This window comes from Gimesia sp., assembly GCF_048260065.1.
GTDB lineage: Bacteria > Planctomycetota > Planctomycetia > Planctomycetales > Planctomycetaceae > Gimesia.
In genome coordinates this window covers 51034-76882 of the sequence record NZ_JBLXHC010000010.1, presented here as the reverse complement: position 1 = coordinate 76882, position 25849 = coordinate 51034, and the positions used below count along the sequence as shown (strand labels likewise).

22 protein-coding genes are annotated in these 25849 nt (G+C 52.0%); 15 read left to right on the top strand and 7 right to left on the bottom strand.

Going from position 1 to position 25849, the window contains the following annotated elements:
- Positions 1 to 3: 3 nt before the first annotated feature.
- The gene (locus ACN0YN_RS18660; RefSeq protein WP_417386516.1) at positions 4 to 1020 is read right to left on the bottom strand and encodes a zinc-binding alcohol dehydrogenase family protein; all 1017 of its coding nucleotides are present in this window, start codon (positions 1018 to 1020) and stop codon (positions 4 to 6) included.
- 121 nt (positions 1021 to 1141) lie between these two features.
- Positions 1142 to 1936, bottom strand: coding sequence for an SDR family NAD(P)-dependent oxidoreductase (locus ACN0YN_RS18655; RefSeq protein ID WP_417386515.1), 795 nt, complete (start codon positions 1934 to 1936; stop codon positions 1142 to 1144).
- 217 nt (positions 1937 to 2153) lie between these two features.
- On the opposite strand from ACN0YN_RS18655, the gene ACN0YN_RS18650 reads away from it, so the two are divergent.
- The 3 genes from ACN0YN_RS18650 (at position 2154) to ACN0YN_RS18640 (ending at position 4046) form a co-directional block, all read left to right on the top strand.
- The gene (locus ACN0YN_RS18650; protein ID WP_417386514.1) at positions 2154 to 2537 is read left to right on the top strand and encodes a hypothetical protein; all 384 of its coding nucleotides are present in this window, start codon (positions 2154 to 2156) and stop codon (positions 2535 to 2537) included.
- A gap of 182 nt (positions 2538 to 2719) precedes the next feature.
- Entirely contained in the window at positions 2720 to 3418 is a 699-nt protein-coding gene (locus ACN0YN_RS18645) for a hypothetical protein (protein ID WP_417386513.1), read from the top strand.
- A gap of 91 nt (positions 3419 to 3509) precedes the next feature.
- Positions 3510 to 4046, top strand: coding sequence for a DinB family protein (locus ACN0YN_RS18640; protein WP_417386512.1), 537 nt, complete (start codon positions 3510 to 3512; stop codon positions 4044 to 4046).
- A gap of 5 nt (positions 4047 to 4051) precedes the next feature.
- Here ACN0YN_RS18640 and ACN0YN_RS18635 read toward each other — a convergent pair whose 3' ends face one another.
- Both ACN0YN_RS18635 and rph read right to left on the bottom strand, forming a co-directional pair.
- Positions 4052 to 4699, bottom strand: a complete 648-nt coding sequence (locus ACN0YN_RS18635; RefSeq protein ID WP_417386511.1) for a hypothetical protein — start codon at positions 4697 to 4699, stop codon at positions 4052 to 4054.
- A gap of 110 nt (positions 4700 to 4809) precedes the next feature.
- On the bottom strand, positions 4810 to 5550 hold the full coding sequence (gene rph, locus ACN0YN_RS18630; protein ID WP_417386510.1) for a ribonuclease PH: 741 nt from the start codon (positions 5548 to 5550) through the stop codon (positions 4810 to 4812).
- A gap of 160 nt (positions 5551 to 5710) precedes the next feature.
- On the opposite strand from rph, the gene ACN0YN_RS18625 reads away from it, so the two are divergent.
- Entirely contained in the window at positions 5711 to 6391 is a 681-nt protein-coding gene (locus ACN0YN_RS18625; RefSeq protein ID WP_417386509.1) for a 7-carboxy-7-deazaguanine synthase QueE, read from the top strand.
- A 2-nt stretch (positions 6392 to 6393) separates the two neighbouring features.
- Here the strand turns inward: ACN0YN_RS18625 and ACN0YN_RS18620 are convergent, their stop codons facing one another.
- Entirely contained in the window at positions 6394 to 7533 is a 1140-nt protein-coding gene (locus tag ACN0YN_RS18620; protein WP_417386508.1) for a 5-(carboxyamino)imidazole ribonucleotide synthase, read from the bottom strand.
- On the bottom strand, positions 7530 to 8024 hold the full coding sequence (purE, locus tag ACN0YN_RS18615; protein WP_350196338.1) for a 5-(carboxyamino)imidazole ribonucleotide mutase: 495 nt from the start codon (positions 8022 to 8024) through the stop codon (positions 7530 to 7532). The genes ACN0YN_RS18620 and purE overlap by 4 nt, the downstream gene beginning before the upstream one ends.
- Before the next feature lie 246 nt (positions 8025 to 8270).
- Here purE and ACN0YN_RS18610 point away from each other — a divergent pair, with 246 nt between their 5' ends.
- A complete protein-coding gene (locus tag ACN0YN_RS18610; protein ID WP_417386507.1) occupies positions 8271 to 9266 on the top strand; it encodes a sugar phosphate isomerase/epimerase family protein in 996 nt (331 codons plus the stop codon).
- 555 nt (positions 9267 to 9821) lie between these two features.
- Here the strand turns inward: ACN0YN_RS18610 and ACN0YN_RS18605 are convergent.
- The gene (locus ACN0YN_RS18605) at positions 9822 to 10958 is read right to left on the bottom strand and encodes an IS481 family transposase (RefSeq protein ID WP_417386506.1); all 1137 of its coding nucleotides are present in this window, start codon (positions 10956 to 10958) and stop codon (positions 9822 to 9824) included.
- Between the two features lie 1164 nt (positions 10959 to 12122).
- Between ACN0YN_RS18605 and ACN0YN_RS18600 the strand changes: the two genes are divergently transcribed.
- From ACN0YN_RS18600 to ACN0YN_RS18555, 10 genes are all read left to right on the top strand, one after another.
- Entirely contained in the window at positions 12123 to 12410 is a 288-nt protein-coding gene (locus ACN0YN_RS18600) for a hypothetical protein (RefSeq protein ID WP_417386505.1), read from the top strand.
- Between the two features lie 115 nt (positions 12411 to 12525).
- Positions 12526 to 12768 (top strand): hypothetical protein, encoded by a 243-nt coding sequence (locus ACN0YN_RS18595; RefSeq protein WP_417386504.1) that lies wholly within the window; start codon positions 12526 to 12528, stop codon positions 12766 to 12768.
- A gap of 319 nt (positions 12769 to 13087) precedes the next feature.
- The gene (locus ACN0YN_RS18590; protein ID WP_417386503.1) at positions 13088 to 13981 is read left to right on the top strand and encodes a hypothetical protein; all 894 of its coding nucleotides are present in this window, start codon (positions 13088 to 13090) and stop codon (positions 13979 to 13981) included.
- Between the two features lie 462 nt (positions 13982 to 14443).
- The gene (locus tag ACN0YN_RS18585) at positions 14444 to 16501 is read left to right on the top strand and encodes a hypothetical protein (RefSeq protein WP_417386502.1); all 2058 of its coding nucleotides are present in this window, start codon (positions 14444 to 14446) and stop codon (positions 16499 to 16501) included.
- A gap of 487 nt (positions 16502 to 16988) precedes the next feature.
- Positions 16989 to 17801 carry a TIGR04255 family protein gene (locus ACN0YN_RS18580; protein WP_417386501.1) on the top strand — a complete coding sequence of 271 codons (813 nt, stop codon included), beginning with the start codon at positions 16989 to 16991 and terminating at the stop codon, positions 17799 to 17801.
- On the top strand, positions 17798 to 18259 hold the full coding sequence (locus ACN0YN_RS18575) for a hypothetical protein (protein ID WP_417386500.1): 462 nt from the start codon (positions 17798 to 17800) through the stop codon (positions 18257 to 18259). Before ACN0YN_RS18580 ends, ACN0YN_RS18575 begins: the two co-directional genes overlap by 4 nt.
- Before the next feature lie 30 nt (positions 18260 to 18289).
- The gene (locus tag ACN0YN_RS18570) at positions 18290 to 18715 is read left to right on the top strand and encodes a hypothetical protein (protein ID WP_417386499.1); all 426 of its coding nucleotides are present in this window, start codon (positions 18290 to 18292) and stop codon (positions 18713 to 18715) included.
- A gap of 149 nt (positions 18716 to 18864) precedes the next feature.
- Positions 18865 to 19074, top strand: a complete 210-nt coding sequence (locus ACN0YN_RS18565) for a hypothetical protein (protein WP_417386498.1) — start codon at positions 18865 to 18867, stop codon at positions 19072 to 19074.
- 120 nt (positions 19075 to 19194) lie between these two features.
- Complete coding sequence (locus ACN0YN_RS18560; protein WP_417386497.1) at positions 19195 to 19773, top strand: ECF-type sigma factor; 579 nt, start codon at positions 19195 to 19197, stop codon at positions 19771 to 19773.
- 96 nt (positions 19774 to 19869) lie between these two features.
- Positions 19870 to 25818, top strand: coding sequence for a protein kinase domain-containing protein (locus ACN0YN_RS18555; RefSeq protein ID WP_417386496.1), 5949 nt, complete (start codon positions 19870 to 19872; stop codon positions 25816 to 25818).
- The last annotated feature ends 31 nt before the right edge of the window (positions 25819 to 25849 follow it).

Here is a 25849-nt window from a genome sequence, read left to right as displayed (position 1 = left end):
AACTTATCTCCATCCTTCCAGCACGATCTTGCCGATGGTGCGCCCGGCTTCCAGGGTTTTGTGTGCCTCTCGCAGATTGGCTGCGTTGATGGGGGAGAGCACCTGATTTGCCGTACAGGAAATCTGGCCAGAGTCAATCCAGTTAGCAACCCGGTTCAACAGATGGTGCTGCTCGATCATGTCGGGGGTTTCAAACATGGAGCGTGTATACATGAATTCCCATACGAATGACGCGGACTTGGTCTTCATCATCGACTGTGCCAGAGGATCTTTATTTTCTACGATCGAAACAATCTTCCCCTGGGGGCGAATCAGATCGACGACGCCGTCCCAGTGTTGATCGGTATTGTTAAAGAGTGCGATCGAATCGATGTATTTCATACCCAAAGCTTCGATCTGCGGTCGCAGGGGTTCATAGTGATTAATCACATGGTCGGCTCCCAGTTGCTTCACCCAGTCTGTTGATTCCGGCCGCGACGCAGTTGCAATGACGGTCAACCCCGCCAGTTTTGCCAGTTGAATTCCAATCGAGCCTACACCTCCGGCACCTCCGATAATTAACAGCGTCTCGCCGGAATTTCCCCCTTCGACATCCAGTTCCAGTCGTTCAAAAAATGCTTCGTAAGCCGTGATTGAGGTCAAGGGGATGGCTGCTGCTTTTGTGAAATCAAGTGACTTCGGTTTCGAGCCGACAATCCGTTCGTCAATCAGTTGAAACTCGGAATTGCATCCGGGGCGTGTGATGTCACCAGCATAGAAGACTTCATCGCCCGGCTGAAACAACTCTACGTCCGGACCAACGGCTTCCACGATGCCCGCAGCATCCCAGCCCAGCACTTTGGGTTCTGACTCGACCTTGTCCTTGGGAGCCCGCACTTTCGTATCCACGGGATTGACAGCGATCGCTTTCACCGCCACCAGCAGGTCCCGCCCGCCCGGCTCCGGTTTTTTCAGTTCCACATCCATCAAAGATTCCGGGTCATCAATGGGTAGATAGCGGGTCAGTCCAACGGCTTTCATCTCAGTATTCCTTTTGTGTATCAGGATTTTAAAAGAGTTTCCCTGCCGTTCATGTTCTTACGAATGTCAGGGGAAATCAAGTGAGCCTGCAACGCAGTACAACCTTTACAAATTGAAATGGCTAACCCAGATCATCAACCAGTCCCCCTTCGACACGCAGAGCGGCACCAGTCGTCGCCGATGAGACAGGCGAGACAGCATATGTCACCATTGAGGCGATCTCCTCCGGTTCAATAAACCGTTCGATCATGGAATCAGGTCGAAAGCGGGGAATGAACTCTTTCCGCATTTCTTCTGCAGAGATCCCTTCCTCCTCTGCAAGCTGCGCCACGAATTCGGCAACGCCGTCTGTCCACGTTGGTCCCGGGAGGACAGCATTCACATTCACGCCGGTCCCCCGCAGGGTCTTCGCCAGTCCCCGCATCACAGCCAGCTGCGCGGTTTTGGTCATCCCGTAGTGGACCATTTCATCGGGGATGCTGATTCCCGACTCACTGCTGATGAAGATAATCCGTCCCCAGCCACGCTCCTGCATCCCCGGTGCCAGCGCTCTGCTCAAGCGGATGCCACTCATCACATTGATTTCGAAAAACCGTGACCATTCGTCATCGGAAATTTCGAAGAAAGGCGTCGGCTGAAAAATCCCCGCATTGTTCACGAGAATATCGATGTTACCCACCGCATTCAGTCGTTTCAGAAACTCAGCCACTCCTTCTGCAGAACCCACATCGCCGTGTACGGGAACCGCTTTCCCTGCCCCCTGAATCGAATTAGCTGCTTCTGCTGTCCGAGCAGCGTCGCGACCGTTCACGACGACCGTCGCGCCTTCATTCACCAGAGTCTGTGCGATGGCCAGTCCGATTCCCGATGTCGAGCCTGTCACCACCGCTGTTTTTCCAGTCAGTTGTAAATCCATATCGAATCTCCAGTTACTTAAGTCTGCGTCGAAAATCCCGGTGGTATTCCTGTGTTCGAATCAGAAAACTCGCGAATTCCACAGGGGAGCTGGTATAATCAGAGAGCACGCAGGAATCATAGGCACGACTTCGACGGCGATCAAATTTCAGCAGGAATTTACCAGTTCCTGCAAGCTGACGGCATTTGATTCACTCTGAATTCACAGGGAGAGCAGTATGGGAAACTGGTTCAGAAAACGAATCTCGCTGATCGCGACACTTTCCATTCTGGCATTCTTCTGGATCATGACCGAAGTCTATGGCACTGTTGAAGTGCAGCAGGCTTATGTGAAGTTCAACCGCGCCGGCATCCCGGCCCAGACCCCCATCTACACAGACCATCGTCCCGCTGATCCCAACACAGTCTGGACACTGATCGCTTATCCTAAAGCTCCCTTACCGTTTATTGTCAGTCTGGAAGTCGATATGACACCTTGTGACATCTGGTGGCACCCCGTGCGACAATACTTCTTCTGGTGCCCCGGCTATCACACCACGTTCCCCATCTGGGGCAGAGAAGTCGCAGGGACTTATGAGGAAATCGAATCGGTAGCCCAATAGCCTGTTCGTGTGCTTTCGTGCTTTTCGTGGTAGTAATAAAAGTCCGTGGAAATCAAATGGAACCCACAATCAAAATAAAGCTGTTCCCCTGGAATGCCGGTGAATTCGGACGTGGGCTCTGCTTCATTCTCGCATTCAGCTTGCTTTATTGTTTTCAGGAGTTTGTGATAACCGGATGGGAATTGGACGGTGCTGTGATCATCGTAGCACTCACGATGATTTATATTCTAATTACTTTCTATCTGGCGCTCCTGTGCCAAAACAGATTGATACCCTGTCTGATCCTGCTGCTGTTTTGGTCAATGGTGGTTTTGATATCTCTGATCGACTCAAAGAGAAGGATTCCGGATTATTACTCGTTCGTCTGCATAGAATTCTTTATTTCCGCTGGTTTCATATTCGTTCTGCAATTGCGTTTCATTGCAGCAGAAAAAATGCGTTTGAGCAGCGAGAGAGCAGAGAAGACTGCCACAAACCAAAGTCTGTTTCCTGTCAGCACAAAAGAAATTGGCTGCGGAGTCTTCTTCTTGTTGATCCTCTGCTCGATTGATATTTTTCAGGTGTTTTATGTAAGAAATCTGGGACTGTTGCGCGGACTCGCATTCTTGATCTATGCATTTCAGATGTTTGTGTATATGAACTGTTTCATGGCGATCTTATGCCAGAACAGATTGATTCCCTATCTGGTGGTTACTTCATTTTGGACCTTCTTTGCACTGCTCGATTATCTGTCCCCGGATGCCCGGCTATACCAGACAGCAGGTACAGCATTTCTGATTAATGTCGGTTGTGTCTTCATTTTGCAACTCGTTTCCGGCGTAGCCGAAAGAAGACTGCGCGTTCGCCAACATCCTGCCATTCCACAGATCAATGAGAGCTGATGCTCTTTCTCTGTTCCGTGTGCTTTCGTGCTGTTCATGGTAGAATATCAGACAGCGATCTACTGACTCTTTGAACTCAGAGAACATATCTATGACTACGGAATTAAAAATCGAGCCCCTGACAGCCGTTGACCCCGAAATCGGCCGCTGGCTCTGGGCACTCGCCGAGGTTCGTCAGCGTACACTCCGGCTGGTTCAGGACTGTGATCTGCAACTGCTGGACTGGCGCGGTCCGGATGGCAAAGAGAATTCCATCGGCTCCTTGCTCTATCACATCGCCATCGTCGAAATGTCCTGGCTGTATCTCGATCTGCTGCAGCAGGAGTTCCCGCCTGAAGTCAAAGAACTGCTCCCCATTACCATGGCGGACGTGGATGACAAAGTCAGTCAGGTGACTGGTGTGCCTCTGACAGAACATCTCAATCGACTCCATGCGACCCGCGAAATTGCATTCTCAATCTTCCAGAAAATGGACCTCACCGAATGGCGGCGGCTCAGGCCTCCCGTCAATGAGCAGAATTACGAAACCACACCCGAATGGGCCATCTTCCACCTCATCGAACACGAAGCCGGCCACACTTTCCAGATCTCCTCGCTGAAGAGACGCTGGCAGCGGTTAGAGCAATAGCCAGATCACTCGACGTCTTCGACTTTTCCTAGTGCTGCCCCCACACCACCCAGGATCATGCCCGCAGTTGCCCCCAGTCCGATGGGTAGTCCAAACGCATACAGAGCCACCGGGTGCGTCGTCGTCATCACATTTTCATTTTCAATGAGATGCCCATTCGCTCTCTGTTCCACATTGACGGAACCAGCCCAGCCAGGGGGAGCAAACGGACTGTAAGCAAGCGAGAACCAGAACAGCAGCAACGACCCTCCCAGCATCAGCCCCGCAAAACCACCGGCAAAACCAAAGAACGCGATCGAAGAGAGAATTCCACTCCGTTTACCAATCGTCTTCCAGTTACCCGATTCCGGAGTTGTCAGGTCTGCTGGTTGACTCTCTGCCTCCGTCCGCTTCACAATACCCCGATTGTGGACGGCCCGTTTTGGTGTGAATGCGCCGATGAGTGCCAGTCCCACGCCCACAAACCAGCCGCAATGCATCCACCAGCCATAGGGTTCTGCTGAGGTAACCCGATCGCCGACAGAACTGACTTCCAGAATCAGAAAGGACCCCAATCCAAACAGATTCGCAAAAACCAGCCCCCCAACAGCCATCGCCAGCAGCAGACCATAGCCCTGTGCGAGTCGTTTCCCCAGCGTCAACAGCATCGGCATTTCTCCCCTCGGAAACTATAGAACAGGCTGTTATTACCTCTTCTCATTAGAATTAACGAGGAATTCTGCCAGGTGGATCAAATTTTTTTCGTGTCGTCATAGCAGAAAAATCACAAAGGCCAGTCAGCTCCGAAGCACCCGCGTTGAATCTCCGACAACTGCTGGATTCCTGCCGTCGCCAGTTCCAGTTGTGCGTCCAGCATGCCCCGGTTGAAGGTCTGTCCTTCGGCGGTTCCCTGAACTTCGATGAAGTCGCCCCCTCCGGTCATCACAACGTTCATATCCACGCCCGCGGTGCTGTCTTCGATGTAATCCAGGTCGAGTACCGGCTCACCATTCACTACGCCGACACTCACTGCAGCGACGCTGTCCGAGAAAATCCGTTTCGGGTCGAAGACTTCCCCCTCGGCCAGTTCGCAGGTTTCGGGAATCGCCAGCACTGTATCCAGCAGCGCCATGAAGCCACCTGTGATACTCAGTGTCCGGGTTCCTCCGTCGGCTTGAAGTACATCGCAGTCCACGGTAATCGTCCGTGGTCCCAGAGCAGCAAAGTCGACCACCGCTCGCAGACTTCGTCCAATCAGCCGCTGAATCTCGCTCGAGCGTCCGTCGGCCCGACGCTGTTTGCGAGGCGACGTACTGCCGGGCAGCATGTTGTATTCCGCAGTCACCCAGCCGCTCGGGTTTTCGTCGTTTTTCTTCCAGGGGGGGACGCTGTTATCCAGGCTCGCCGTGCAGAGGACCACCGTATTGCCTGCAGAAATCAGGATGCTTCCCGGCGTCGCGCGGGTGTAATGGCGTTCGACTTTGATAGTTCGGAGCTGATCGGGCTGACGGGAATCGTGGCGCATGGAAGTATCCTGTTCTGCTGGAGACGTCAATCGTAATCTGTGTTCAGTTGATTTTTCGCTAAAGTTACCACGCTTTCACCGTGCATTTCAATGCAAGAACCCGCGCTTTCTATTAAGATAGACTCATTGACGGTTCCCTTTGTTTGAGGATGTGACTCGCGTGTTGATCTCGGAAATATTTCACTCACCCCAGGGCGAAGGCAAATGGATCGGGGTCCCCTCGATCTTCATTCGCACCAGTGGCTGCAATCTGCGCTGCTGGTTCTGCGATACTCCTTACACCTCCTGGAATCCTGAGGGCGAAAAAATGTCCGTCGATCAGATCCTCGAACACATCTCTCAGTTCGACTGTGAACACGTCGTCGTTACCGGCGGCGAACCGATGCTCAGTCACGAGATCGAATCCCTTACCCAGCGTCTGCACGCCGACGGCAAGATCATCACCATCGAAACCGCGGGGACCATTCTCAGCGACGTGCATGCCGACCTGATGTCCATCAGCCCCAAGCTTTCGAACTCCACACCGGTTGATAATCCCGACTGGGCACATCGTCACGATGCCCGCCGCGATCAGCCGACAGTGATCCATGAGTTAATCAAACGACATCCTTACCAGATCAAGTTCGTCGTCGACCATCGCGAAGACATCGCCGAAATCGAAGACTACCTGATCCGCTATCCCGAAATCGATCGGGCGAACGTCTACCTCATGCCCCAGGGGATCACGGCAGAGATGCTGGCCGAACGTATGCCCTGGATCGAAGAAATCGCCGCCCAGCTCGGCTGTCAGGTGACGAGGCGGATGCACATCGAACTCTGGGGCAACGTCCGCGGCAAATAATGCTAGCCGTGGAAGATCGCGGCCCGTGCCTCTTTCACCCGTTGAACTGCTGCTTCCGAAGTCTCTGCCAGCGCCGTCAGGTGACCCATCTTGCGACCAATCCGCGATTCCTGTTTCCCATACAGGTGCACTTTCACGTCAGGAAACTGCTTCAATGCCGTCCAGTCGGGCGGACCCGGTTCCCAGTGATCTCCCAGCAGGTTCGCCATCGCAGTGGGGCCCAGTGACCTCGTCGAACCCAGTGGCAGTCCGCAGATCGCCCGCACCTGTTGCTCGAACTGACACGTCACGTGCCCGTCGATGGTCAGGTGTCCCGAGTTATGAGGCCGCGGCGCAATTTCATTAAGCATCAGACGCTGATCGCCGGTTAAAAAGAACTCAACACACAACACGCCGACCACATCCAGATGCTCAAAGACCGCCCGTGTCACTTCGACAGCCTTTCGGTTCACTTCGTCACCCATCCCTGAGGGAAAGACCGAAATATCCAGAATATGATTCGCATGGTCGTTCTTCATCGGCCCGTAAAATTCAAACGAACCGTCCAGACCCCGCACACCCACGACCGACAGTTCGCAGATGTAATCGATAAACGCTTCCAGTACGGTTTCATCCGCTCCCACTTCCTTCCAGGCGGCTTCCGCTTCGTCGGGCGAATCAATTTTGACCTGCCCTTTGCCGTCATAACCCGAAGTGGCCGACTTTAACACCGCCGGACATCCCAGTTCCGACAATGCCGTTTTCAGTTCCTCCACCGATCTGACCACCGCGAACGGCGTCACTGGAATTCCCGCGTCCCGCAGTTCCGATTTCTCACGAATCCGGTTCTGCGCGACGTGCAGCACATTGGCTCCCGGACGAACCGGTGCGAATTGCGAGGCGGTGTCGGTTGTCACGGACAGCACGTTCTCGAATTCGAACGAAATCACATCCACCTTTTTCGCGAAATTCGCGACTGCGTCAAGGTCATCATACTCGCCAACAACTTCCAGGTCCGCCACCTGTCCGGTAGGCGTCTGACTTTCGGGTGAAAAGACATGCACGTGGTAACCCAGTCGGCGGGCTTCGATGGCAAACATGCGTCCCAACTGGCCACTACCCAGCATTCCCAGCGTCGCGCCAGGGGCGATCAACTCACTCATAGTTCCGAATTTTCCAGTACGATGTCAGTTTGCTTCTTGCAGAATTCGTGCATCTTCGTGCGCAGCTCAGGACGGGAATTCCCCAGGATCCGAATCGCCAATAGCGCCGCGTTCTTCGCTCCCGATTCCCCAATCGCCAGCGTTCCCACAGGCACACCGCCCGGCATCTGTACGATGGACAGTAGCGAATCCAGCCCCTGCAGCGCCCGGCTCTTAACGGGAACTCCCAGAACCGGCAGCACCGTCTGGGCAGCCACCATGCCCGGCAGATGCGCCGCGCCGCCTGCTCCCGCGATGATCACTTCCAGGCCCCGCTGCTCGGCGTCCTTTGCATATTCGTTCATCCAGTCGGGCGTACGATGGGCCGAAACCACCCGGCACTCATGTTCGACCCCGAATTCCTTCAGGATCGTCGACGCTTCTTTCATCGTATCCCAGTCCGACTGACTGCCCATGATGACCCCCACCAGCGGGGAACTGTTTTCTGACATAATCAACTTTCCTGTTGAGGCAATTCTCGCCCCGCAAGCGGGTTAATTTCTAAGCAAGATTGTGTTATTTCCATTGGTTGTGGACCTGATAATACTCAATTTCCTTACCTGATAGGAGTCTGCCATCCCCTTTTTTTGCAGGCTCCTGCCGACAAGTGCACGTTCGTTTGACATTCTGAGTCCGCTGGTCTAGTGTTAGAGACGATTTCTTCATTCCCAGATGTGACAATTTGAAAGGATCTTCTTATGGCACGCCCTGTAACATTATTCACCGGACAATGGGCCGACCTCCCCCTGGAAGAGATGTGCAAAAAAGCACAGGATTTCGGTTATGACGGCCTGGAACTGGCCTGCTGGGGAGATCATTTCGAAGTCGACAAAGCACTGTCCGACGACACCTACTGCAACCGCAAACGCGAACTCCTCGAAAAATACGACCTGCAGCTCTTCGCGATCTCCAATCACCTCGTCGGCCAGGCCGTCCTCGATAACATCGATCAGCGTCACAAAGCCATTCTCCCCGAATACGTCTGGGGTGACGGCGATCCTGCCGGCGTCAACGAACGGGCCATCGAAGAAATGAAGAACACCGCCCGCGCCGCTCAGAAGCTCGGCGTCAGCGTAGTCAACGGCTTCACCGGTTCCAGCATCTGGCATCTGCTCTACGACTTCCCTCCCACACCACGGGAAATGTACGACGCCGGTTACCAGCTGCTCGCCGACCGCTGGAACCCGATTCTCGACGTCTTCCAGGAATGCGGCATCAAGTTCGCGCTCGAAGTCCACCCCACCGAAATCGCATTCGACATCTACTCGGCAGAAGCGTCGCTCAAGGCCCTCGACAATCGCGAAGAGTTCGGCTTCAACTTTGACCCCAGCCACCTCATCTGGCAGGGCGTTGATCCCGTCGAATTCATTCGCTACTTCCCCGATCGTATTTATCACGCTCACATGAAAGACGCCTCCGTCACCCTCAACGGTCGCACCGGAATTCTCACCAGCCATCTGCCATTCGGCGATCAGCGTCGTGGCTGGGACTTCCGCAGCGTCGGTCGTGGCGGTGTAAGGTTCGAAGAAATCATCCGCGCCCTGAACGACATCGGTTACGGCGGCCCGCTTTCCATCGAATGGGAAGACATGGGCATGAACCGCGACCAGGGTGCCCGCGAAGCCTGCCAGTTCACCAAGAACGTCGACTTCGCCCCCTCCGACATCGCCTTCGACGGCGCGTTCGGAGACTGAATTCAGAGCTTCGGTTAGATCGATCTGAAGAAACAGGGAGAGCGACTTTCGTTCTCCCTGTTTTCCTGCGCATTGAATCAAATTCTCAACTCCCAATGCAAAACATAATTAGCCGCAGGGCATTAGTCCCGGTTGCTTCCCAATCTATTCTTATTCTCACGTTTTGATTTTTACTCTAACAACAACCGCCGGGTGTCACAGTTGGCTTGCCCAACTGTGCCGCTCAGTTCCGACTCTCCTACGTCGAAGGGTAACCCCGAATGTAATTCGGGGTGAGCGCAGCGAGCAGGAAACTGACAGCAAAATCATCCGACCGCTCCTATGAAAAAGCTATCCTCCAGACAAAGTCCCGGGTGGCACTGTTGGTTTACCCAACAGTGAATTTCAGAGTTCGATGCAATATTTCTCAAGATGGATGACGTTCCCCTAAACACTGTTGGACGAGTATTTAGACCGGACACATGATACACAACCGTTCGGACACATAGGTAACACTTTCTATTGTTGTTTACGAGACGTTGAGAGAGTTCTGAGAGCGTAGCGAACAGAGCTCTCTCAACGTCTGCGACTTTTCCTGCGGGGACGGTGTTTTCTCAATTCGATCTTACCAACTTTGAATGTGCGATAATACACGTCCCATTCTCCCTCCTGCCCGTTACTGCGTATCCCCACCAGTTGCCCCCGAAACGAACGACTCAGGTAGTACTCTCTGCTTTGGAATACAATACGCCCTTCAGAACCAACTTTCCGGACAGCGAAGCTGGAATTGTATTCGAATTTCCTTCGTCGTTCCGGGTACTCTCGAGAGCTCACCCGATAACGTTCGATCGGCGTTTGATAGTCCAGGGCTTCGTGCGGACGCTCCTGATTATAAACAGTCTGCCAGCCATCGAATGTTTTTTGCAGTTCAGCATGATTCTTGAAGCGACGGCCCTGCAGGACCTCCTGCTTTAATGTCCGATGAAACCGTTCCTCTTTTCCCTGGGTCTGGGGATGGTAAGGCCTGCCATGAATCACCCGCACATCCAGATCCATCAGCCAGACTGAGAAGCGGGAATAACTCCCGGGACTGACCGTTGAACCCCAGGGCGTCCCGTTGTCCATCAACATTGCATGGGGCAGCCCGTAAAGGCGAAAAGCGTCTCGCAGGTGTTTTTGAACTGTGGGGCCTTTCTGATTTCCACAGGCCTTGAGAACCAGAGAAAAACGGGAATGGTCATCCATCACCGTGAGCGGATAGCACCAGCGTTGATCGAGTGTGGGAAACTCTCCCTTGAAATCCATCTGCCAGAGTTCATTCGGCTCACTACGTTCGAAACGCTGGAATTCCTGTCGTTTCTTTGATTCTTCTGGATCAATCCGCTGATGTCGTTTCAGGATCGCAGTAATCGTACTGGCAGCCGGAACATGTTTGTATCCCAGGGCCAGCAGGCGATGGTGAATTTTGCGACCTCCCCAGGTCGGATGCCGATCACGAATTGACAACACGGCAGTCTCCATCTTTTCCGATGTCGGAGAACGAAACGTATGGGGGCAACGAGAGCGGTCGGACAGGCCTGAATCCCCGTCTTCCCGGAATCGTTGTAACCATTTATAGCCCGTCTTACGCGCGATTCCAAAACGCAGACAAAGCTCTGAGATATTGGCCCCTTCCACCGAAGCCAGCAACACAAATTTTTTACGTTCAGACACCCGATTACACTCCTTCCAGACCATGTCATGCTCCCCCTTAAATGAAGTCACATAACAGTTTACATGAGTGTTACCCATGTGTCCGAACGTGTGTTACCTATGTGTCCGGTCTTTACAACGAGCCAACAGTGCCACCCTGATCATTAGGATGGGATGCCACCACTGCGCAAACCACCCAGCTGCAAATCCAGTCAGTAACCACAACGATCTGGAACAGATTGAACTTGACCCCGCCGCACCAACAGCGATAAACGTTGTTCTGAGTCGCGCGCGTGACCAGTTTACAGTGCACTGAAACACGCGACAGTTGTTCCTGTTCTTCACCATAAAACAGCCCCTTTTTTCCATGTTTTCAGTTCGCATAACCGCACCTGTTCCGAATGTATGCCTGCGGGTCGCCGCACTTCGCAGCCAGTTCACCACAAAACCGCCCCGGCGTCGCTTCATATCGGACCCCTGTCACCCTGTATCGCCACCCGATTCTGTCCATCCCCCCTTGACACCCTCGCGCCCCTGCAGAGAATATCCCTGTGAGCAATGAAAACAGAAGGAACCCGAAATCAGCTTCCACACGATATTCATCAGCAGATAAATCAGAGAAACAATCCATCACGTTACCTCATGCTTTATTTAATAGTCCCACCAAACGTTCGTGTGTTTTCGTATTTTTCGTGGTAGAAAAATTCACCCCGAATTATAAAGATCAGCTCCCATGCCCCGCAGATGAATCTTGCGAACTGATGAACGGCTAACCCCGAAAGTAATCCGGGCTGAGCATCGCGTGCTAGCCGTAGGGGCGTGACCCATGTGTCCGCCCGCCTGGCGATGTTCAAACCAGATTCGCACCGCAATGGCACCAGATGAAACCGGCTTGCTTCTTTTTTCTACCACGAAATACACGAAATGACACGAAAATACCGGGTAACCCCGAATGCAATTCGGGGCGAGCGGAGCGAGCAGGAAACTGTCAGAGCAAACGATCAAACATCCCTCCCATGCACCCACCAGAACAACCCGGCATGATCCGCCATCACACTGGCCATCGATTTTGTTTGATGAATATTGCCAAACTCTGGTACGATTGATTGAGTCTGAAGCGAATGAAGATTCTCTCGTACTCCCCTCGAGTCTCCTGAAATTCAATACCACAATTGGAAGCATGAAATGAATTATCCTCTCGCACCTGAGCCAACACTTCGAGCAGCACTCAGAGTCCTTCATGTCGCGGCATATACAACCCGTAACTGGACATTGAAGGAAGAAATCTCACGAGAGCAGATCAATGATCTATGGGAGGCAATACACGTAATTCCCTCGTTGATCGAGCACTGGCGCGATAACGAAGAGTGTCAACGCGAATTGAGAAGGTATCTACAGGAGTATGACGAGCGGTGGGATGATCTCAAGTTAGAAGTCCGGTTTGACGATGCTTTGAATCATCCTGATCTGTAAAGTGCTTGATTCGGTTATTGCCTGACATCAAGAGTTACCAGGGCTTTTCGTTTGAGGGATCGCTGGTTGATGACCAGGTAAATGATGTTACCCGACCTTGATCGGAGAATACACGATGAGTGTGTCCGCCAGCGAATTACTTTCGACCTATGTCATACGCCTGAAAATGCAGAAAGAAGGTATCACAAATCCATCCGACCATGTGAAAGAAGTAACAAGTCAGCTGGTAAACCGACTTTCCGAACTGGATGGATCAGAAAAAATCACCATTGAGAACGAAGCCGACGTCACCAGGTTTGTCGTAGCAAAGACAGGCGAAGTGCTCGCCGAACTAGAGAACAGCAGAAAAGAAAATTAGCCGCAGGGCGTTAGACCCGGTTGGCTCCCAATCAATTCTTAATCTCACATATTGTTTTCTACTCTCACAACAAACGGTAACCCCGAATGCAATTCGGGGCGAGCGCAGCGAGCAGGAGGTCGCAGCTCCCGCGTTCCCTGCTGAGCCAGGCTTCCCCTGCAAGCTTCCTGATGGATGGCACCAGCTTCTTTTGACCAGCTAACCAACGTCTGCTTCACCCCTCAACGAAAATCAATGCTGTTTGTTCCTCGGGCGTCGGTTACAATGGAACAGGACCGAAAGACGGCTCACGAACATCGAACTTTTGCGGATGTCTGCAATGAAACTGTTTCAGCGTTTTCCCTGGAAGCTGCTTAAGCATAAAGGTGTGATCACTTTTTTGCTGTTCGTCCTGTTCATCTACACGGCTGCTTCTTCCACATACCTGACCTACTTTGTCACTGGTTACGTATTGCGGAGCCCGTTCGAGTCCCAGGGAACGTATCTCATTCGGTCCATTCTGTTTCTGAGTCGTGAGCACAAACATTCGCCGGAAATGTACCGTGCGTATGTGGAAGAATTACAAACACTGGAATGGGACGATGTCAGGGGAGAGCTGATGCCCCGTTATCTGAGAAGCTCTCCATTTATCGGTTCCCGTTCCATGTTTTGTGTGAAAGACATGATGCGTCTCTGGCCCAAAGAGTTGAAGGCGGAATGCGAACATCTCATCGCGAAACAGGAGCAGCACCCGACGTTGACGGAACGCGAGTATTTGAACATTCTCTATTTACACTTCGAGCTGTGCAGCAGCACGCATCCACTCATGCAGGACGTGGCCTCGGGCAGGGGTGCCAGCGAATCCTGTATGAAAATCAGGGAGATCGTTAATAAGAAACCCCTCACCGAGGAGAGTTTCTACTCTGACCATGACATCTATATCATGAAAAGCGTTGTAGAAAACGCCTGCCCCACTGAAGTGGAATCGATGGGGAGCGCACCCGCCAGCGTATTAATCTCGATCTATGTCATCCGCGTCCAGAATCTGGAATCAGACACCCCCAAACCATCTACGCCGGAACAAGAACGAATGTGGCAACTGGTAAACCGACTTCTCGAACTGGACGAATCAGAAAAGATCACCATTGAGAACGAAGACGGCGTCACCAGATTTGTCGTAGCAAAGACAGGCGAAGTCCTCGCCGAACTAGAGAACAGCAGAAAAGAAAATTAGCCGCAGGGCGTTAGCCCCGGTTGTCTCCCAATCAATTCTTAATCTCACATATTGTTTTCTACTCTTACAACAAACGGCTAGCCCCGTATGCAATCCGGGCCGAGCAAAGCGATCTAACCGTAGGGGCGTGACCCATGTGTCCGCCCGCCTGGCGATGTTCGAATCAGTTTCACACCGCAATGGCGCCAGATGAAACCCGTATTCTTCTTTTTTCTACCACGAAATACACGAAACCACACGAAAGCAACGGGTAGCCCCGAATGCAATTCGGGGTGAGCGCAGCGAACAGGAAACTGACAGAACAAACAATCAAACGTCCCTGCCACCCACCCACCAGCACAAACCTCCGGGTGCCATCTGTCGGCTTGCCCGACAGTGCTCAGCTACCACCACACCCCAGACAAATTGACATCATACCCCCGTCCCCACATAATCAAAAGTTGATTCCTGCAACCTGTCACATTGAAATTCAACCTGCAAAGCACGCTCACCATGAACATTCCCCGTCTGAAATTTGCACTCCTCATCTGCCTCCTGGTCATCGCCACTCCGAAGTTCCTCCCCGCCGCACCACCATCAGACACCTACGGCCCCGCATTGACTCCCCATCGGGTCGACGGCGTCGATGCCTGTCAGGCTGTCGCCGTGGCTGGCAACCGCCTCTATGCCACCGGGCGCGGCAAGTTCCACGTGCTCGACATTACCCGGCCCGAAAAACCGGTCCCGCTCGGCGAACTCTCCGGCCTGGGCAACACCCGCCAGCTCTTTATCAAAGACAACATCGCCTATATCACCGCCCGCCAGGATGGACTCTGGCTCGTCGATATCTCCGATACGAACAAACCCCAACTCCTGAGTCACTACGACACCGTCGAGATGGCCACCGGCATCTGGGTCTCCGGCTCTCTGGCCTTCGTCGCCACGCGGCAGTACGGCGTTGAGATCATCGACGTCTCCGACCCTCGCGCCCCGCAACATGTCAGCATGCTGAAAACGGGCGAAGCCCAGTCCTGCTGGGCCCGCGACGGCCTGCTGTATATCGGCGACTGGGCGCCCCGAAAACTCGTCATCGCCGACGTCCGCAACCCGCGCCAACCCACCATCATCAGTGAAGCCCCCCTCGACGGTTTTGGTGACGGCGGCTGCCTGCGCGGCAACTTTTGCTTCGCCGCCACCGGACACCATTCGCGGGGGAGCCGCGATGACGGCAAAGGGCACGGACTCGAAATCTTCAATGTCGCCGATCCCGAAAAACCGACCTTCGTCTCCCGCGTCAAGTTCCCGGCCTCCTATCACATTTCGAACGACATGTGGACCGCCCGCGTCGCCGGTGATCACTGTGTCGTCGCCGACACCTGGAACGGACTCTTCGTCGTCAACATTCACGACATCAAGCAACCGCGGATCGTCGCCCACGCCATCCTCCCGCCCAGGTCAAAGAGTGACAGCACTCCCGACCCGGTTGGCGGCATCGCCCTTGGCCAGGGAGTGATCTACGCCGCCGGCATCTTCACCGGACTCTACGTCGTCCCCGCGCCCGGCATCGCCACTCCGGTCGTCCCCGAACAGGACCAGGCACCTGAACTGAAAGCCGTTGCAGACCAGTCCGGCGATCCCCGTTTCCTCAGCTACCAGCCCGGCGGTCAGGTCCGCTCTGCCACCGTCGTGGGGGACATCGCCTGGGCCGCCTGCGGCAGTGCGGGCATTCATGCCGTGAAGCTCGGTAAAACCCTGGAGCCGGTCAGCGTGACCCCGGGCAAAGGGGAAGTGATGCACCTGGCCGTCTCCGGTTCGCGACTGTATGCCGCCGAGAACGACGCCGGTCTCGCCATCTACGACATCGGCCCCGAATGGAAGCTGACGGAAATCGGTCGCCTCCAGTTGAAGAACCGCAATGTGAAACAGGTCGCCTGTCCCGCCCCAGGGCGGTTCGCCTTATACCACTGGGGCAGCTCCGCCGTGGAGATCGCCGACCTCCAGGATCCCGCCCACCCCCGTGTGGTCCTGAAAGATTCCCAGGTCGGCCTGTTCTACGGCGATCAGCTGGTCCCCGAACTGCTGGGGGGCCGTTACCTGGTCGCCTACTGGCACCGCAGCGGACCGGCCTGGTACGACGTCTCCGGTGAGAAACCCGTTTACCAGGGCAATACGCCCGACGAGCGGCGCTACAGCTTTACCGACGGCGTCTGTCTGTTGGGCGACCAACTGCTGCTCGTCAAACACGGCAAGCTGCAACTGCTCGACCCCGGCGACCAGCGCGAAGTCAGTCAGCTGCCCGCGATCTCAGTCCCCGGCCATCGTCTCCGCGGCCGCCCCAGCACCAACGGCAATTTACTGGCCCTCTCCCGCCGCCCCGATCAACGTGTGGAACTCTTCGACATCACCGACCTCCAGCACCCCAAACCGGTCGGCGAATATGATCTAACAGGCCACCCCGGCGCCTGCCGCTTCTGGAACAACCAACTCCTGATCCCCGCCGGGTATCAGGGTTTGTTGCTGGAGCGGAAAATGGAGCGTTGAGCGGCGCTTTTTCAGGCAAATCAACTCCCTCAACAAATCATTCCGATCCAATAAGGGTGTTACGTTTGGCCTGCTCAACATTGAGAAAGAATTTATCAACCTGGAAAAGCAAAACATTTCTCCCGAATGATTTTGCCAAGAAATAAGATGAGTTCTAATAAAGTTGTGATTCATGAGATGAGAAAAACAGATCAATTTTAGAGTATTTAAGTATGGCTGCTGGGCTGTGTAAATGTTTTTCTGTTATAGACTTGTGTTGATGCTGTGAGTCTAATATGCATTGACCCATTTATGCCGATGAGTATAAAATGCAAAAGAGATATATCTAAAATAGTGGAATATTCACGAACGGTAGGGTTACTATTACAATAATGATCACTTTACTCATTTGTGGTGACATATACTGTGATAGAATGTGATTAATGCGATAAAGGCTGGTAGATGTCTATGCTCAAATTCGGCCTTATATGGAAGAAAAACTCTCAGCATGAGTAACGAAAATTGCCCATCTTTTGACAATCCTCCTGTCATAGAGACTGCTCTTTCAATTCAATTTGATGAATTATCAAATTTCAAGACAACGCACTTTGGTATGTTCTATGAAACAGTCAAAGATAGATTTCCAATTGTCGTTGATAAGTCTAGGCTAGCTCCAGTAAAAGAATATTTCCCCAGAATCCCTCAAATGCAAGGAATTCGGTTTAGATCGAATGAGGGGGGGCCTGAGAGGGTTTGGTATAAAGAGCCTGATAATGGAAGTAAGATGCTGCAAATACAACCAGACAGGTATGTATTTAATTGGTGCCGAAAGGATCTTGAAGAGTATCCTCGGTATGAAACATATTTACCGGTATGTTTAAATGAATTTAAATCCTTTTCTGACTGGGCAGCAAAGAATGATTTGGGAGAGATAAAACCAAATCTCTGTGAAGTTACTTATATTAACCGACTTTATACTAAAGACGGTGAAAACCTAAGTGATTATTTTGGAACCGTCTTCACTGGTTTAGAGTGGAAAACTTCAGACGGATGGCTTCGTCAGCCGCCAGAGAATGCATCATTCAATCGAGTATTTGTAATTGGCGACATGCAGGGTCGATTATATGTTGAGGCTGGTTTTGCCGTAGATAGTGATGGTCAAGATTTTATTCTTTTAAAAATCACAGCAAGAGTGAATATCAATAAAACAGACGAACTTAAGGAATCTATGGATCTCGCTCACCTCTGGGTGGTGAAAGGTTTTGCGAGTCTTACTAGTGATCAGATTCAGAAAGAACGTTGGAAACGGAGTAAACCATGAGTCCAACATGCGTAGCAGATGATATTTCCGCTTTTTCAAAATCCAGCCTCGTGGAATCGATCGCCATGGATACAGGGGAAGGACTTACTGAATGGTGGCAGAAGCATTCAGAATGGTTTCACGAGTGCGAAAAAAATATTTTTAAACTCCAGGAATTGGAACCAAACTGGAATAGTTATGGTGCTAAACCTGTGAGTATTAAATCAATACAACTTGCTCGTGATATTATATTTGAGCTTTCCAAGATGTCTGCTGTGAATTGCCCTCGGATTGGTGCTTCACCAACGGGGAATGTGGTTTTGACGTGGGAATGGCACGATTTCACTCGTGAACTTGAGATAGAAATTGATCCTGCAGTTGGCATTCGCTATTCATATACCGATGAATGTTCTCCCGAAAAAGAATGTGAGGGCGAAACTGTTGATCCAATGGATATCAGGCTTATTCTTACCAAGTAATAAAAGGCACAGGAAGGGCTTCAATAATTTGTGGAATCAATTGACGACGAACAAATTATATTGAGAAGAGTACCACCCACTCAATCATTTTTAGCCACATGTGCTGATCGAAAAGGTGGAGGGTTGAGGGCAACCTCAATTGCAATGGCAACAGCGCGAGACGAAGACTTTCTCTCCTGTTCCCTTCTGAGTCATACTACACCAAAACAATTGTTAGACCAGCTTCAGGAATCTGGTAAAGACAATAATGGGTGGATGGTTTGTATGTTTCTTGCTAAAGACGTAAGAGAAGCAGGCTTTGAAATCTTTTATGATCCGACTCCTATTGACCCCGGGCATTGTAGTATCTCCGGTGAAGGAGGTATTGCGATCCCAAATAAAAAACTTCAAAAGCTCGCGAAGAGAACTCGGATTTTGACACATGAAGAAATAGAAAATCCCAACCAGATCGTTTGATTGTTGTTTTTTTCTAAAAACCTGTTTTTTGAAATTGATCTCATCTTCAATTAAGTCCTGACTCATTTCCCACTACATACCCGGCCCAAACTCAATTCTCATAGAACCACAGACACAGCAATTCCCCCAGTCAGATACCACGTGGCAATGTGCTGCTCCGTGCGTCTCTGCATCCTCCTGTCAATCGACTCCGCCTGAGGAACATTCAACGGACGCTGACGCTGCTGACCACCAGCACGCCGGAAAAACGCAATCGGGTCCGCACCCCGGTTCTATTTCCCGTACTGCGATTGGCAATTTCTGGTCTGCCTGAAAGTGAAGCGAACCTGCATTTAATCGTAGAAGAGGCACCTGTTTGACACGAAAGCCAGACCGTCAAAACACGGCAGTTCCTCCCGTTCCGGCGGGCTTTTTCAGTTCGAGCTTTTATTTTTATTTGTAATGGAAATCGTTCAGATGCCCGGTTATCTTAGAGCATCATGAATGGTTTGACTCAAATTCTTTCTCGCATCGAACAGGGGGATTCCGAGGCAGCAGATGAATTGCTGCCAATGGTCTATAGTGAGTTACGCAAACTCGCTGCAGCGAAACTTCGCACGGAAACTCCCGGTCAAACCTTGCAGGCAACCGCCCTGGTGCATGAAGCGTACTTGAGGCTCGTCGATTCTCCCCAGTCACAGCAGTGGGATGGGCGGTCACATTTTTTTGCAGCGGCCGCCAGAGCGATGCGCCGGATTCTCGTGGAAAATGCAAGACGCAAGCAGCGAGTCAAACATGGCGGCGGTTTAAAACGACAGGACCTGGATCTGGTGGCTGTGGTTGCCCCTGAAATCCACGAAGATCTGATCGCGCTCAATGAATCCCTGGAACGATTGGATTCCGTCGATCCGCAGGCAGTCGAACTCGTCCATTTACGATATTTCGTAGGCCTCTCCAACGTCGAGGCAGCAGAAATCCTGGGGATCTCCCCGCGCACCGCAGACCGGGTCTGGGCCTTCGCACGAGCCTGGTTGGCGACCGATCTCTCTGACTCGGAGAACGAATTTGAGAAAAATTAAGGATTCTCTGGCGTAATTGCAGCAGATTCGTCGCATTGTTTACAGACCCTTCGCTCACATTTCAGATCACCATCACGGGAACAGACTGTTTAAATTATGAACGAACGAGAGCTTTTTCTAGCCGCGTTGGCAATTGAGGATCCAGAGGCACGCGAGGAATATCTCGAAGCAGCCAGTGTGGACCATCCTGAACTGTGCACCAGGGTAAAAGCCTTACTGGCAGCGCACGAAAAAGAGAGCCAGTTTCTCAATACTCCTGTGGCCAGACAGATTTCTCCCCCATCCAAAAAACGCCCCGCGCCGACGACGGTTCACGCTGAAGATTCTTCGGATGCGCAACATGCGGAGGATGGCTCTGACCCGCTGGACGATGCAATCAAAACGATTATTCAGGACGAATTGACTGCGACGGACCCGATTCTTCCCGGCTATCTGGAGCCATCAACCCGACCTGATTCTCTTGGTCGACTGGGACATTACGAGATTCTCGAACTGATCGGCAAAGGGGCCTTCGGGACTGTGCTGAAAGGATTCGATGAAAAACTGCATCGTACGGTTGCCATCAAAGTCCTGGCACCTGAAATGGCGGCAACCTCACCTGCGCGAAAACGTTTTTTGAGAGAAGCCCGCACTTCAGCTGCGGTGCGACACGACAATGTGGTCAGTATTTTCGCGGTTGAAAATGAGCCGACACCCTATCTGGTGATGGAGTATATTCCGGGCGAGACGCTGCAGGAACGGCTCGATGGACAGGGGCCGCTTGATCTGATTGACGTACTGTTGATTGGCAAGCAGATTGCAGATGGACTGGTCGCTGCCCACGAACAGCAGCTCATTCACCGCGATATCAAGCCGGGAAATATATTGTTGAAGAGTGGCGTCAATACTCATGTCAAAATCACCGACTTTGGTCTGGCTCGTACGGCCGATGACGCAAGCATGACGCAAAGCGGAACGATTGCCGGCACACCGTTGTATATGGCTCCCGAACAGGCGCTCGGGCAGAAACTCGACCAGCGGGCCGATCTGTTTAGTCTGGGAAGTGTATTATACCAGATGGTCAGCGGACGCCCTCCGTTTCGTGCACCAACGACGGTTGCGGTCCTCAAACGTGTTGCTGAAGAGACGGCACGGCCCATTCAGGAGATCATTCCGGAAGCACCCGGCTGGCTCTGCAGGTTGATTGAAAATCTGCATGCCAAGGATCCTGACGATCGTTATGATTCCGCTGCGAAAGTCAGTGAACTGCTCACCTATTGTCTGAATGAAGTCCAGGCGGGACGGGTGCCTGTCATTGATGATCCGGAAGGGACTCAGGCGTATTCGGCCCAGGTGAGCCCGGCGGCTGAAGTTCAGACAAAGACAAAGCAAAACTGGTTCTATGCGGGGATTCCGATTCTATTACTGGTCGCTTTGGGATTCAGTGAACTCACCGGTATGACTTCGTTCTCGAATCGTCGTGCGGAGATTCCTTCTGTTGAACCTGCTGAAGAAGTTGCCTCGGCGGCTCCACAGGCTGCTCCTGTACTCAAAGCGAAAGCACCTGAAACAGTGATGCCTGCAGCTGCAAATCCACCAGTCGAAGGAAACAAGGGCGATGCTCCTCCCGTCAGTGAATCGCCTGAAAAACTTGAGTCATACCCTCTGAAACTGGCAGCGGAACCAGTCACGCATCAGCCGGGTGAACCGCTTTCGAAATATGCGCTGCTTCAAACGCCACCACAGTTGCCGGGCTTATTGAGTTGGACAATCAACAGCCGCATCCCTCGCAGCGAAGTGGGCCGGGCTCTGTATTCTCCTGATGGAAAACTTCTGGCTACCAGAAGCGATGACTCCACTGTGAGAATATGGGATGTGAATCTTAGGGAACTGCGTCATGTTTTTTCCGTCGATAGCAACGCGGGCGTTTTAACGTTTTCTCCTGACGGGAAATATCTGGCCACCGGAGGGACAGGCAAGACCACGCTTGGAATCAGAGATGTTAAAACCGGTCAGATGGTACGTTCTTTCTCCGAAGATGAGGTCGGTTCATCGGCCCTGGCATGGGATCCTCGGAGCCCACGACTGGCGACCTGCAATAATAATGACATTACTGTCCGCAACCTGGAGACGGGCGTGAAGCCGATTGTTCTGGAAGGACACCACGGAGAGGTCCGTTTCCTTTGCTGGTCACCAGATGGGCGAGAGTTAGCCTCCGCCAGCCGGGAAGACGGAGTCATTATCTGGGATACGAACAGTTGGGAAGAAATCAGTCGAATCAAACTTTCCGGTCAACTAAAGGGGCTGACGTATGCACCACGGGGAGAATATCTCGCGACGAGCAGACTCAAAAATAATAAAACGCTGCTCGAGTTCTGGCAGACATCCAACACTGAGCCTGCCAGGCCTGCGATCGAATCGGAACAAATTTACGCATTTGTTTTTTCTCCCACACGTCCCGAGATTATGGAACTGCGGGGGGGAAATGTCGTCGCGCGGCGGGATTTAACCACAGGTGAAATTCTCGCGGAGTACAAAGCCCCGTCGATGGTCCGTTCGATTGATATGTCTCCCGACGGAGAGACGTTAGTTACGGGCGGGAGTGACGTGCTGGCCTGGGGGCTGAGTCACGGTAAACCGGAACCGTTTTTTGAAGTCTCCCGGGGGAAGATTCTTTTCCTGAACTGGTCGCCTATAGGCAACCTGATCAGTTTCGCTGACTATTACACACTGCAAACCCTCTCCCTGGCTGACAACTACAGATGGAACAGGGTAGGCGGTCTGGGAGGGAACTTTGGTTTTACATCAGATGAACGCTACCTGTACGCGAAAGAAGCACCTGAAAAGGTGGGGTTTTTTGATCCCGAGACCGGAATCAAGGTCAAGACGATTCAGGTCAATGGTTATTGTAGAGTGAGTTTGTCACCGGATAGTCGCTTACTGGCTGCGGTAAGTACGAAGAAAAATCCCGATGGAGGGGGATTTCCGCTTGAATTGATCGATGTCGAAAATAAAAAGCCTGTCTGGACACACATCAGTAAGATTTCGGAACTAGGTTCAACAGAGTTCTCACCTGACGGAAAGTGGATTGCGATTTCGGGTTTGACACATGATAAGGAGAAGTCTGGTAATATCGAAGTGCTCAATGTGAAAACGGGTCAACTTGAGAAAGAATTCACCAGAATTCATGAAGGAGTGGGCGCGATTACCTGGTCACCAGACAGTAAGGCGATTGTTGCACGCAGGGGCTGGACTACCCAGTTTTACCCACTCCAGCCTGGTGATCCTTACGATAATTTACATTTTAGCAGTGTAGGATTTAATTTGGGGGGAGTCGTCCACTTTTGTCGTGATGGTAAAACGATAGTGGCCAGCAAGTATGGCGATGTAGCAAGCTGGGATCTTACCTCCGGGTTTAAATTACAAAATAAGATTGAACGACTGCGAAGTGCCGTCAGAAAACGCAACTTTTTTATCGGGACCTCGTTTCATTTATCCAAGGAGAATACAGCCTGGTCACCGGATGATCGTATCCTGGCAATCAATGTGAATAACCAACTGGTCGCGTTTTACGAACATCAACAAGATACTGTCCTCGGGGCATTGTCTCTGATACAGACTTCTGACCACTTGGGAGCGATCGCCGTCGACAAGTCCGGACATTATCGAGTATTAGGAAAGGTGCAGGATCAAGTCTGCTACACAATCCTGAAAGAAGATGGCGGTCAGGAAACCCTCACCCCGGCAGACTTCGAAACCCGCTTTGGCTGGAAAAACGAACCCAGAAAAGTCGAGCTGTTAAAGCGACTTGCTGAAACCGCTCCTGCACTCAAAGCGGAAGCTCCTGAAAGCAAATCGCCTGTAAAACTTGAGCCTTTCCCTCTGAAACTGGCAGCGGAACCAGTCACGCATCAGGCAGGTGAGCCGCTCGCGAAATATGCGCTCCTCCAGACGCCACCGCCGCTGCCCGGCTTATTGAGTTGGACGATCAACAGCCGCATTCCCCGCCTTCAGGTGAGCCGGGTTTTGTATTCTCCCGATGGAAAACTTCTGGCTACCAGGAGCGATGATTGCACCGTGAGATTGTGGAATGCGACTTCAAAAGAACTGCTTCACGTTTTTTCATTGGAGCATATCGCGGGTGAATTATCATTTTCTCCCAACGGGAAATATTTGACCATCGGAGGGACAGGCAGGACCAGACTTCAGATCAGAGATGCTAATACCGGCCAGAAAGTGCGTTCCTTCTCCAAAGATCAGGTTGGTTCACCGGTTCTGGCATGGGATCCTCAGCGCCAACTCCTGGCGACCTGCAATGGGAAAGAAGTGACAGTCCGTAATCTGGATACAGGTGTCAAACCGACTGTTTTGAAAGAACATCAGGGAGAGGTTCGTTTCCTTTGCTGGTCACCAGATGGCCGTGAATTGGCCTCCGCCAGCCGGGAAGACGGTGTCATTATCTGGGATACGACCAGTTGGGAAGAAATCAGTCGAATCAAACTTTCCGGTCAACTAAAAGGGCTGGAGTATGCACCCCGGGGGGAATATCTCGCGACGAACAGTCTCCAGAATAATAAGTCGCTGCTCGAGTTCTGGAACACCTCCCACGCTGAGCCTGCCAGGCCTGCGATCGAATCGGAACAAATTTACTCATTTGTTTTTTCTCCCACTCGTTCGGAGATCTTGGAACTTCGCGGTGGAAATGTAATCGTGCGACGGGACTTAACCACGGGTGAAATTCTCGCGGAGTACAAACCACAATCACACGTTCGTTCAATCGATGTCTCTCCAGACGGGCAAACGTTACTCACGGGGGGAGATGAGGTTCTGGCCTGGGGGCTGAGTAATGGTAAATCCGCTCCGTTTTTCAATGCCTATAATGGGAAAGTTCATTTCCTGGACTGGTCGCCCACAGGGAACCTGATTTGTTTCAACCTCGATCATTCAGAGCACACTCTCTCATTAGCAGAGGAAAACAAATGGACCAGATTAGGCCAATTGGGAGAAAGACTGTATTTTACCTCGGATGGACGTTACCTGTCCACGAGAGGTGCAAATGGCAATGTGGGATTATTTGATCCCGAGACCGGAAAACGGGTCAAGAGGATCCATATCAATGGTTATTGTAGATTGAGTATGTCTCCGGATAGCCGCTTTCTGGCTGCGGTAACTTGGAAACAAACTACCGGTGGAGGGGGCTTTCCGCTTGAAATGATCGATGTCGATACCGACAAGCCCGTCTGGACATACACCAGTAAGATTACGGAGCTAGTTTCAATAGAGTTCTCACCTGACGGAAAGTCGATCGCGATTTCAGGTTTGAGTATTGATGAGGGGCAGAGGCAGCTTGGCCATATCGCCGTGCTCCATGTCGAAACGGGTCAACTTGAGAAAGAATTCACCACGATCGATGGAGGAGTGGGTGCGATTTCCTGGTCACCAGACGGGAAGGTGATTGCTGCACGCAGGCCCTGGGTTACCGGGTTTTTCCCACTCCAGCCTGGTGATCCTTTCGTATTTTTAGAGACTCCTGACTTAGCATATAATTTGGGCGGAATCGTCCACATTTGTCGGGATGGAAAAACGGTTGTGACCAGCAAGTATGGCGAAGTGGCAAGCTATGAGCATACTTCCGGGTTCAAAATACAGGATGACATCAAAGGATGTCGTCCCGTCAGAAATCGCAAATTTCATTATGGTGGTTTAGATCACATGAATACAGCCTGGTCACCGGATGAAAGTATTCTGGCAATCAGTGTTTATGGGCTGCTGGTAGCATTTTATGAGCATCGACAGGATTCCGTTGTCGGGACATTGTCAGTGCTTAATGGTAACGATCAGTCGGGAGCCATCGCCATCGACAAGTCCGGACATTACCAGATACTGGGAGACGTGCAGGACGATTTTTACTACACAATCCTGAAAGAAGATGGAAGCCAGGAAACCCTCACCCCGGCAGACTTCGAAACGCGTTTTGGCTGGAAAAACGAACCCGGAAAAGTCGAGCTGTTAAAGCGACTTGCTGAAACCGCTCTGAAACCTGAAAATGCGAATGTAAAAGAATAGACATCGACGGCGGCGCTGCGTGCGTCTCTGT